Here is a 9,394-nt window from a genome sequence, read left to right on the forward strand (position 1 = left end):
CCACCGCATTTTGTATATCGTTCAGGGATTCAATATAGCCAAGACCACGCACCAAATATTCTGCCTGGTTAATTTCCAGGGTTTGAGCTCCTATATCCCTGTTACTCTGTTTTACAGCATTGACCACCTGTTGCAGTGATATATCGTATTGTTTCATTAATTCGGGGTCCACATCTACCTGGTATTCCTGTACATGCCCCCCAATGGATGCTACTTCAGATACCCCGCCTGCTGAAGAAAGCGCGTACTTAACATAAAAGTCCTGAATACTGCGTAACTCCTGTAGATCCCACCCTCCGGTGACCTGTCCGTTTTCATCCCGGACCTCCAAAGTGTACCAGAAAATTTGCCCAAGAGCAGTGGCATCCGGACCCAGGGCAGGACTAACCCCGTCCGGCAGTAAATTTTGTGGAAGTGAATTCAATTTTTCCAAGATCCGGCTCCGGCTCCAGTAGAATTCAACGTCTTCATCAAAAATCAGATAAATACTTGAAAACCCGAACATGGAGGTACTTCGTATCGTTTTTACACCTGCAATACCTAATAAGGCGGTTGTAAGAGGATATGAAATCTGGTCTTCAATATCCTGAGGAGATCTCCCGGGCCAATCGGTAAAAACGATCTGCTGATTTTCACCAATATCAGGTATGGCATCTACAGCTACAGGGTCGCTGGGCAGAAAGCCGGTATCCCAGTTGAAAGGGGCATTTACTATCCCCCAACCAATACATAGCAGCAAGAGTAGTACGGCTACTAATTTATTCTCTATCAGGAATTTAATGCTTCTATTTAGCATGAGATTTGATCATTAAACATTAGAAATGGATTTTTTGAGAACACATAAACGTGTCTTGGCCCAATACAGCCATAGCTGTTGAGCCTCCAATTAAATGTTTAGAATCAAATCAGAAAAGTCTGGTCCAGCACCTGGACATCCCGAATTAGTAAGGGAGGTGAATATTCTTTAAAAGGAATGGGATGTTTATCAATCCCTGTGAATAAATTAGAATACGTAATAGTGAACGCAACTATAAACGTTTGTTGTTCAAAAGAGAGTTGCTCAAAAGAAAATTGCAAATCGTCCTGTCCCGGCACCAGGAGTTCAACATCGGAACAGCATTCCATGTCGGTATCGTCCCCGGCCATGTCCATGGAAGGCATGTTCATAGCCATTTGGCAAGAATCGGCTTCCTGGAAGAGCTTAAAATCAACCAGCATATCCCCACAGAAATGCATGTCCATGGAAAAGGACATGGTGGAGAATAGCACTAAAAAGGCCATTACGAGGGAACCTATTTTACGGTATACTTCGCGCATCTGCTTACAAAACTACAAAATAAAAGGATTTATTGTACTGCTTAACAAAAATTTGGTAATGCAAATAATCTCATAACCAGTAGATTAAAAATAAATTAATGCAATATATTGAGGATAATAATTCCCTACCTTGCGATGCTTAAATAAATTAAGAAAAAAATGAAATTCGTTATACTTTCACAAAATCCCAATCTGTACTCAACCAAGCGCCTAATGGAGGCCGGAGTTGCCAAAGGACATGAAATGGTGATCATTGACCATAGTAAATGCGACCTGGTTATAGAAAAGAAAAAACCCGGCCTTATCTATAGAGGGAAAGAAGTTAATGGTGTGAATGGTGTTATTCCAAGGATAGGAGCCTCTATTACCTTTTATGGAACTGCTGTTGTAAGACAATTCGAGATGATGAAGGTTTTTACCGCGGTAGAATCCCAGGCCCTTGTAAGATCCAGGGATAAGTTAAGAAGTCTTCAAATATTATCAAGAGCGGGCCTTGGGCTTCCTAAGACCGTTTTCAGCAATTATTCCAAAGATGTAGGGGCCATCATTGAAAAGGCAGGAGGTGCTCCGGTTGTTATTAAATTATTGGAAGGTACTCAGGGACTTGGTGTGGTTCTGGCTGATAACCAAAATTCGGCCGAATCCATTTTAGAGGCCTTTAACGGCTTGCAGGCACGTGTGATTGTACAAGAGTTTATCAAGGAAGCCAAAGGAGCCGACATCCGTGCTTTCGTGGTAGATGGGCAGGTAGTTGGTGCCATGAAACGACAGGGAAAGGAAGGCGAATTTCGGAGCAATCTTCACAGGGGCGGTTCGGCCAATATCATTGAACTGACGGACGAAGAAGAAAACGCAGCAATAAAAGCGGCCCGGGTCATGGGACTTGGCGTTGCAGGGGTAGATCTGCTACAATCTGCCCGCGGACCTCTTATCCTGGAAGTAAATTCTTCCCCTGGCCTGGAAGGAATTGAAGCGGCGACAGGAAAAGACATTGCCGCCCAAATAATTAAGTATGTAGAAAGGCATGCTGAGGAGTAAGATAGAATTATTGGGGCAAAGTATCGCCAGGGGAGAAAGCTACCAACTGAACCTGGATATTGCCAAATTGCACACCAGGACGAGGATACAGGTTCCTATCATTGTGGAACGAGGTAAAAAGGATGGTCCTGTCTTACTCATAACCGGTGGGATTCACGGCAACGAGATCAACGGGATTGAAATTGTCAGACAGCTAATAGCAAAAAAATTCAACGTTCCGGAGAAAGGTACTATTATATGTATCCCTGTTGTCAATGTCTTTGGATTTTTAAATCAGGAAAGACAGTTCCCGGATGGCCGGGACCTGAATCGGGTTTTTCCGGGGAGTCCCAGAGGTTCACTAGCCAGCCGGTTTGCGTATCATATCATCAAGGAAATTGCCCCTCTAGTAGATTATTGTATCGACTTCCATACGGGCGGTGATAGCCGATTTAATGTGCCTCAGGTACGCATCAACCAGGAAGATACCGAAAGTTTGATGCTTGCAAAAGTATTCAATGCGCCCTTTATCATTGGATCTGCCCGGCGCGATAAATCGTTCAGGCAGGCGATGCATAAATTGAAGAAAAAGATCTTACTTTTTGAAGGAGGAAAATCTAATCATTTAGATCTCAAAGTAACCCAGTCCGGGATAGGTGGTGCTATGCGGGTCATTCAGAAATTAGGCATGCGCAATTTTACAGATGAATTGGCACATTTTGAAACAGCAGATGCAGAACCTGTTCTGATCAACGACTCCAAATGGATCAGGGCTAATTATTCCGGGATGTTTCACCCTAAACCTATCTTAGGTAAAAAAGTAAAAAAAGGATCGGTGATCGGAAGTATTTCAGATCCTTTTGGCTATTTCGAGCGTAATATCAAAGCTTCACATGCAGGATATGTGATTTGTATAAATGAGTCGCCCATCGTGAACCAGGGGGATGCAGTTTTTCATATTTCACGCCATTGATCAAAAGTAACCAAAGGATAAAGCTTAGTAATTCTACTTCATTATTTATCAATAGACATTGCACCGTAATAGGCAGCTCCAAGGAGTGCTGTATTTTCATTTAAAACTACAGTTACCGGAACCATTTCAAGCAATGGGTTCATTCTCCCCGACTGAATAAAATTTTTGCGAAATACATCCTTATCTATCCCTTTGAGGATCTTTGGAACAATGCCACCCCCAATATATATCCCTCCGGTTGCTTTCGTCTTTAAGGCAAGCTGAGCAGCTTCAGCAGCTAAAAACCGGATATACAATTCCAGGGTTTCAACACAAATAGAATCACGTCCCTCCAGAGCGGCCGTGGTTATTACCTTTGCCCGATCCTCCTTTAAATTATCTTCAAAGGATCCTTTTGATTCGGGTTGATCTCTGAATCGTCGCAAAAAATCATGTATGTCACAGATTCCCGGGCCAGACACCACTCTTTCCCAGCTAACATGCCCATATTTTTTGTGAAGAGATCGCCAAAGTTCAATATCTAATTCGTTGCGAGGGCCAAAATCGCAATGTCCTCCTTCTGTGGCAAAGGGATGATACCGTGCACCATCCCAATAAAGACCCGCCTCTCCAAGACCTGTCCCGGAGGAAATAACGGCTGCATTCCCTGCGATATCAGACCCAGATTTCAGGACTGCCAAATCTTTATATTGAAGTGCCGCCAGCCCATAGGCATTTGCTTCCATATCATTTATTAGGGATACCCATTTAACGCGCAGACCCTTGCGTATTTCGTCCACAGTGATCTTCCATGGAAAATTGGTGCCATGCACTTTACCCTTATTTACCGGTCCTGCAACACCCAGGCATACCCCATCAATAATCGTCGATTTTTTACCAAGAAATGCGAGGGCCAACGCCACAAAAGATTTGTGATCCCTGGTAGGATAAATCCCTTCTTTTAATACCGTAAGTTGCCCATTTGTAATTTGGAAAAGCACTAAACTGCTTTTTGTACCTCCCACATCACCTGCTAAAATGATGGCCTTAGATCCCAGATTAATTTTTCCTTCTAAAAATGCCAACGGGATCAAGGATTCATGGACCAGGGGTAATGAGAATATATCGCCATTTTGTATCATGTTCTTACTCTAAACAATTATACTATTCTTGTCCATATCAGTTTGACTCTTGTTTAGTTCTAAGGTCCAAAAAGACACTCACATGATTAATTTTTGATAGCCAGAGGCTTATGGCATGAACAAACTTAGTTTTTGTCCAAAGCCAATAAAATGATAAATATCATAAGAGGCGTGTGAAGTACTTATTATTTTAGTGAGATAATGTGGCTAATTGTTTTTTAAATTTTATAAAAATTAAAATACGATAAATTTTACCCTACTAAAGATAATAATAGATTGAAATAATGCTCAATTTAATCCTATATTAGACAACAATGTTCTTTAACGGTTTAGGATCCTTAAAATAAATAGTTACACCTCCCGGCAAACCGGGAAATATTTATTAAATATAGACCCTAAGATCTAACACGAAATGAATGAAAGTACTGTTTTTTACAAGAGAGTTTCCTCCATATGTGTATGGCGGGGCCGGAGTGCATGTTGAATATCTCGCAGCTGAGCTCTCCAAATTGATGAAGGTGGACGTTCGCTGTTTCGGTGATCAGGATACGACCTCTGATCAACTTTCTGTTACCGGTTTTCCCTATGACAATCCGATCTTTAACAAGACAGATGACAAGTTAAAAGGCGTGCTACAGACCTTAAGTACCGGTATCCAACTGAACGCTGATGATATTGATGCCGATATTGTACATTGTCATACCTGGTATGCCCATTTTGCCGGAATTGTTGCCAAGCTTTGTTACGGTAAACCGCTTGTAATAACTACACACTCCTTAGAACCATTAAGACCATGGAAACGGGAACAGTTGGGCAGAGGGTACGATGCATCTTCCTGGATCGAAAAAACCGCGATTGAAATGGCCGATTCAATTATTGCCGTATCCAAGGAAACCAAAGTAGATGTTTTAAAGTATTTTGATGTTGAAGAAGATAAAATACAGGTGATCTATAACGGCATCAACCTGCAGGAATATGTTGTCACAGAAGACACCTCAACCCTGTCAGAATACGGCATAGACAATACAAAACCATATGTATTGTTTGTAGGCCGGATCACCAGGCAAAAAGGGATCATTCATCTGGTGAATGCCATAAAATATATAGATCCGGATACACAGATCGTATTATGTGCTGGCGCTCCCGATACCAAGGAAATAGCACGGGAAATGGAAGAAAGTGTACAAGCTGTTACCAGGACAAGGAAGAATGTGATCTGGATCGATAAGATGCTCGATAAAAAATCGGTCATCCAACTGTATTCCCATGCCGATGTTTTTTGTTGCCCTTCCATATACGAACCTTTTGGCATCATCAATATTGAAGCCATGGCCTGCGAAACAGCCGTGGTTGCAAGTGCAGTTGGGGGAATTAAAGAAGTAGTAGTTGATGGGAAGACGGGCATTTTAGTGCCTTTAGAACAGCAAACAACGGCCCCGTTCGAACCGGTGGATCCTGATAAATTTTCAAGGGACCTGGCCGAGGGCATCAATTCGCTTGTAAAAAACGATGACTTGCGAAGATCAATGGCGATCAACGGAAGGAAGCGGGTAGAAGAAACTTTTGATTGGGAGGCTATCGCTAAACAAGTGGAAACCTTATATGAATCTTTAATTAAATAAAAATGGTTAATACTAAAACGCTGGCAATAATACTGGGTGGCGGACAGGGATCACGACTATATCCATTGACCGAAAAACGGTCTAAGCCGGCTGTGCCAATTGCCGGAAAATTTCGGTTAGTAGATATCCCAATTTCTAATTGTATCAATTCCGAGATCAAGCGAATGTATGTTTTGACGCAATTTAATTCTGCCTCGCTTAATAAGCATATAAAGAACACCTATCATTTTAGTTTTTTTAGTTCGGCATTCGTAGATGTTCTTGCCGCAGAACAAACCTTGGGTAATACCAAATGGTTTCAGGGAACGGCAGATGCCGTAAGGCAATGCATGCATCATTTCCTAAGGCATGAATTTGAATACGCCTTAATTTTATCTGGAGACCAGCTCTACCAAATGGATTATAATCTGATGCTGGAAGCACATATCAATAGCGGCGCAAAAATTACCGTTGGGACCATTCCGGTGCATGCGAACGATGCTCCGGCCTTTGGCATTTTAAAATCGGATCCTGATAATAAAATAACTTCGTTCATAGAGAAACCAGCCACAGAGCTTTTACCGGATTGGACCTCGGAAGTAAGTGATGAAATGAAAGGCCAGGGTAGGCATTATCTGGCTTCCATGGGTATTTACATTTTTAACAAAGATCTGCTGATAGACCTGATGAACGATCCTAATACGGTTGATTTCGGCAAGGAAATAATTCCTCAGAGCATACATAAGCACAAGACCATGAGCTATCCTTTTGAAGGATACTGGACAGATATTGGAAATATTACCTCGTTCTTCGAGGCCAATTTGGGCCTGAGTGATGACATTCCAAAATTTAATTTGTACGATAAGAACAATCGTATTTTCAGTAGGGCCAGAATGTTACCAACCACAAAAATAAGTGGCACCAAAATGGTCAAAGCTGTCATTGCCGATGGTTGTATTATTCACGCTGCGAGTATTGAAAGATCGGTGATCGGTATCCGGGCCAGGATCGGGAAAGATTCTACAATTCTCAACACCTATGTAATGGGTAGTGATTATTACGAAACTCTCGAGGAAATAGAAAAATTCAATATCCAAATATTAATGGGTATAGGAGAGCGATGTACCATTGAGAACGTCATTGTTGATAAGAACTGCAGAGTTGGGGATGATGTCACCATTAAAGGCGGGCCGCATTTGGAAGATACAGAAACGGATACCTATGTGGTAAGAGATGGTATTGTAGTACTTAAGAAAGGATCGGTGATCCCAAGTGGTACGGTTATTTAAGTATCACATAAAGAAGCACTTAATAGAAAAAAAGCCAAGCAATTTGCTTGGCTTTTTTTGTGGGGAAGGATTTGCAGAATCCTAATAAACCCTCCTGGTAAATGAAAAAGTAAACGCTATCGCGTTTCTATTTTTTTAATCTAAAACCTATTACCGACTAATCAGGATTTGTAGAATCCTAATTACATCGCATATGTTGCAAATTAAAGCAAAGCTTTAATTCTATCTAAAGCAAAAGGTTTCTTTAAGAAAGTAAACTTTCTACAGAAACCTTATATGCTTTAGTTTGTCGGGATGACAGGATTTGAACCTGCGACCACACGGCCCCCAGCCGTGTACGCTACCAGACTGCGCCACATCCCGATTATTTCAATCTATCAGTAAATATCCTTCATTTATTTGTTTTATCAAGCGACCATCACGCCGGCGGCGTGATACGCTACTCCCGATAGCTATCGGGACGCCACATCCCGATTATTTAATTTTCTTCCAGATACCTTTTTATTCCTCGTTTTTTTATTTTTTGTTCCAATCGAACTGCTTCAGAACGATCTTTACAGTCATATGTCTTTACTACTTTCCAAGGAATACCTTTAGTAGTGTATTTTTTACCTCCCTGGTTATGCGTTGCAATGCGCTTCACCAAATTATTAGTTAACCCTGTATAATAGGTTCCCAATTTTTCGCTCAACAATATATAAACAACATATTTCATATCTCGGCGCCCATCACGCCGGCGGCGTGATACGCTACTCCCGATCCCGATAGCTATCGGGACGGGACGCCACATCCCGGAAATGAGAGGGCAAAAATAGCAAAGTTTCTTGGATTCCTGCAAGCTTTCGCCCACCTTTTAAAGAATTCATTGATTATAAAAAATATTTTTATCTTAACATAATTTTAAGATTTCTACTGAACTTTTAACATTTATTTAAAACATGATAAAAGTCATTTTAATCTCAGCTTAGTCGGGCTATTTTTAGCCTATTATATTTTGAAATAAAATTGGCAACCACATGAAAAATTTAAACATTCTTCGCATCCTGATGATCGTCGCGTCAGGCTTTTTATTTATCCAATGTACCAGTGATCTTGAAATCCCGGAAGCTATAGCGGGACCAGCTGGGGCAGATGGTATTAATGGAATAGACGGAGTTGATGGTACTGCATCTTGCGTAACCTGCCACTCCAATACTACAAGAGAACCACTCTTAGCATCCTGGGAGGTAGCATTGCACAACACCGGTTTTGTCAGCTTCGCAGCTGGACGGGCAGATTGTGCACAATGCCACTCCGAAGAAGGATATATCGATTATCTGAATTTAGGCGCCGTGGATACAGCTGGTTATGCCAGTCCTTCAAGATTTAATTGCACAACCTGCCACGATAAGCATAGTACATTCGATTTTGAAAATGATGGTTTTGATTATGCCTTGAGAAATATAGATCCCGTAACATTGGTTATAGATGAAAGTACGGTGATCGATTTTGGCGGTGCCAGTAACAACTGTATCACCTGCCACCAACCACGGAATAGTTATGTTATTCCAGCCGAGAATGGTACAGGAAAGTATGTAATTACAAGTACTCGTTTTGGGCCTCACCATGGTCCACAATCCACCATGCTGGAGGGTATTATGGGTGCTAATCTCCCAGGTTCCGAAGGATATCCCGGTGTTGGGACTGCTACTCACAGAACAGGCTCTTCCTGTGTAGCCTGCCATATGGCAGAATCTACAGATATCAACGAGGGTCTCCATTCCTGGAATCCTTCAGAAGAATCTTGTATAGCCTGTCATCCAAATGGAGCACCAGACGAAATTGGTGGCTTTACAACCGACTTTGAAGCACTAGAAATTCTTCTGACAAATGTAGTAGGAGAAGAATATATGGAAGATGCAGAAGGCGATCCAATGTACGATGTTGATGGCAATCCTATAGGTAATGGTGTTCCTGTTGTGGGCATCATCGTAAATGGTAGATCCAAAACAGGGATCTTCACTACCGCGGAAGCACAAGCAGCCTGGAACTTTATGACTGCTCTTGAGGATAAGAGTAAGGGAATACACAACCCTG

The 9,394-nt window shown here is 41.8% G+C and carries 9 protein-coding genes and 1 tRNA gene; 5 read left to right on the plus strand and 5 right to left on the minus strand.

Going from position 1 to position 9,394, the window contains the following annotated elements:
• The coding region (locus tag Q0X72_RS11280) for an efflux RND transporter permease subunit (RefSeq protein ID WP_297765351.1) at nt 1-796 on the minus strand (796 nt) is incomplete at its 3' end.
• 104 nt (nt 797-900) lie between these two features.
• Nucleotides 901-1,317 (minus strand): hypothetical protein, encoded by a 417-nt coding sequence (locus Q0X72_RS11285; protein WP_297765354.1) that lies wholly within the window; start codon nt 1,315-1,317, stop codon nt 901-903.
• A gap of 159 nt (nt 1,318-1,476) precedes the next feature.
• Here Q0X72_RS11285 and rimK point away from each other — a divergent pair, with 159 nt between their 5' ends.
• Both rimK and Q0X72_RS11295 read left to right on the plus strand, forming a co-directional pair.
• A complete protein-coding gene (gene rimK / locus Q0X72_RS11290) occupies nt 1,477-2,355 on the plus strand; it encodes a 30S ribosomal protein S6--L-glutamate ligase (RefSeq protein ID WP_297765356.1) in 879 nt (292 codons plus the stop codon).
• Nucleotides 2,342-3,307 carry a succinylglutamate desuccinylase/aspartoacylase family protein gene (locus Q0X72_RS11295; protein ID WP_297765358.1) on the plus strand — a complete coding sequence of 322 codons (966 nt, stop codon included), beginning with the start codon at nt 2,342-2,344 and terminating at the stop codon, nt 3,305-3,307. Before rimK ends, Q0X72_RS11295 begins: the two co-directional genes overlap by 14 nt.
• 41 nt (nt 3,308-3,348) lie before the next feature.
• On the opposite strand, the gene glk is transcribed toward Q0X72_RS11295, so the two are convergent.
• Nucleotides 3,349-4,428 (minus strand): glucokinase, encoded by a 1,080-nt coding sequence (gene glk / locus Q0X72_RS11300; protein WP_297765360.1) that lies wholly within the window; start codon nt 4,426-4,428, stop codon nt 3,349-3,351.
• Nucleotides 4,429-4,844: 416 nt separating this feature from the next.
• Here glk and glgA point away from each other — a divergent pair, with 416 nt between their 5' ends.
• Together glgA and Q0X72_RS11310 are read left to right on the plus strand one after the other, a co-directional pair.
• A complete protein-coding gene (gene glgA / locus Q0X72_RS11305; RefSeq protein ID WP_297765363.1) occupies nt 4,845-6,050 on the plus strand; it encodes a glycogen synthase in 1,206 nt (401 codons plus the stop codon).
• Nucleotides 6,051-6,052: 2 nt separating this feature from the next.
• Nucleotides 6,053-7,318, plus strand: coding sequence for a glucose-1-phosphate adenylyltransferase (locus Q0X72_RS11310; protein WP_297765366.1), 1,266 nt, complete (start codon nt 6,053-6,055; stop codon nt 7,316-7,318).
• A gap of 289 nt (nt 7,319-7,607) precedes the next feature.
• Here the strand turns inward: Q0X72_RS11310 and Q0X72_RS11315 are convergent.
• Together Q0X72_RS11315 and Q0X72_RS11320 are read right to left on the minus strand one after the other, a co-directional pair.
• Nucleotides 7,608-7,681 (minus strand) — tRNA-Pro (locus tag Q0X72_RS11315).
• Between the two features lie 115 nt (nt 7,682-7,796).
• Nucleotides 7,797-8,033 carry a GIY-YIG nuclease family protein gene (locus Q0X72_RS11320; RefSeq protein WP_297765368.1) on the minus strand — a complete coding sequence of 79 codons (237 nt, stop codon included), beginning with the start codon at nt 8,031-8,033 and terminating at the stop codon, nt 7,797-7,799.
• Between the two features lie 301 nt (nt 8,034-8,334).
• Between Q0X72_RS11320 and Q0X72_RS11325 the strand changes: the two genes are divergently transcribed.
• Nucleotides 8,335-9,394, plus strand: a 1,060-nt coding sequence (locus tag Q0X72_RS11325; protein ID WP_297765372.1) for a hypothetical protein, incomplete at its 3' end; no start/stop codon positions are given.

This window comes from uncultured Muriicola sp. (assembly GCF_947258935.1).
Classification (GTDB): domain Bacteria; phylum Bacteroidota; class Bacteroidia; order Flavobacteriales; family Flavobacteriaceae; genus Muriicola.

Bases quoted from the DNA above. Each gene is read 5' to 3' on its own strand.
- Q0X72_RS11285 (WP_297765354.1), bottom strand. From the start codon at position 1,317: ATGCGCGAAGTATACCGTAAAATAGGTTCCCTCGTAATGGCCTTTTTA.
- rimK (WP_297765356.1), top strand. From the start codon at position 1,477: ATGAAATTCGTTATACTTTCACAAAATCCCAATCTGTACTCAACCAAG.
- Q0X72_RS11295 (WP_297765358.1), top strand. From the start codon at position 2,342: ATGCTGAGGAGTAAGATAGAATTATTGGGGCAAAGTATCGCCAGGGGA.
- glk (WP_297765360.1), bottom strand. From the start codon at position 4,428: ATGATACAAAATGGCGATATATTCTCATTACCCCTGGTCCATGAATCC.
- glgA (WP_297765363.1), top strand. From the start codon at position 4,845: ATGAAAGTACTGTTTTTTACAAGAGAGTTTCCTCCATATGTGTATGGC.
- Q0X72_RS11310 (WP_297765366.1), top strand. From the start codon at position 6,053: ATGGTTAATACTAAAACGCTGGCAATAATACTGGGTGGCGGACAGGGA.
- Q0X72_RS11320 (WP_297765368.1), bottom strand. From the start codon at position 8,033: ATGAAATATGTTGTTTATATATTGTTGAGCGAAAAATTGGGAACCTAT.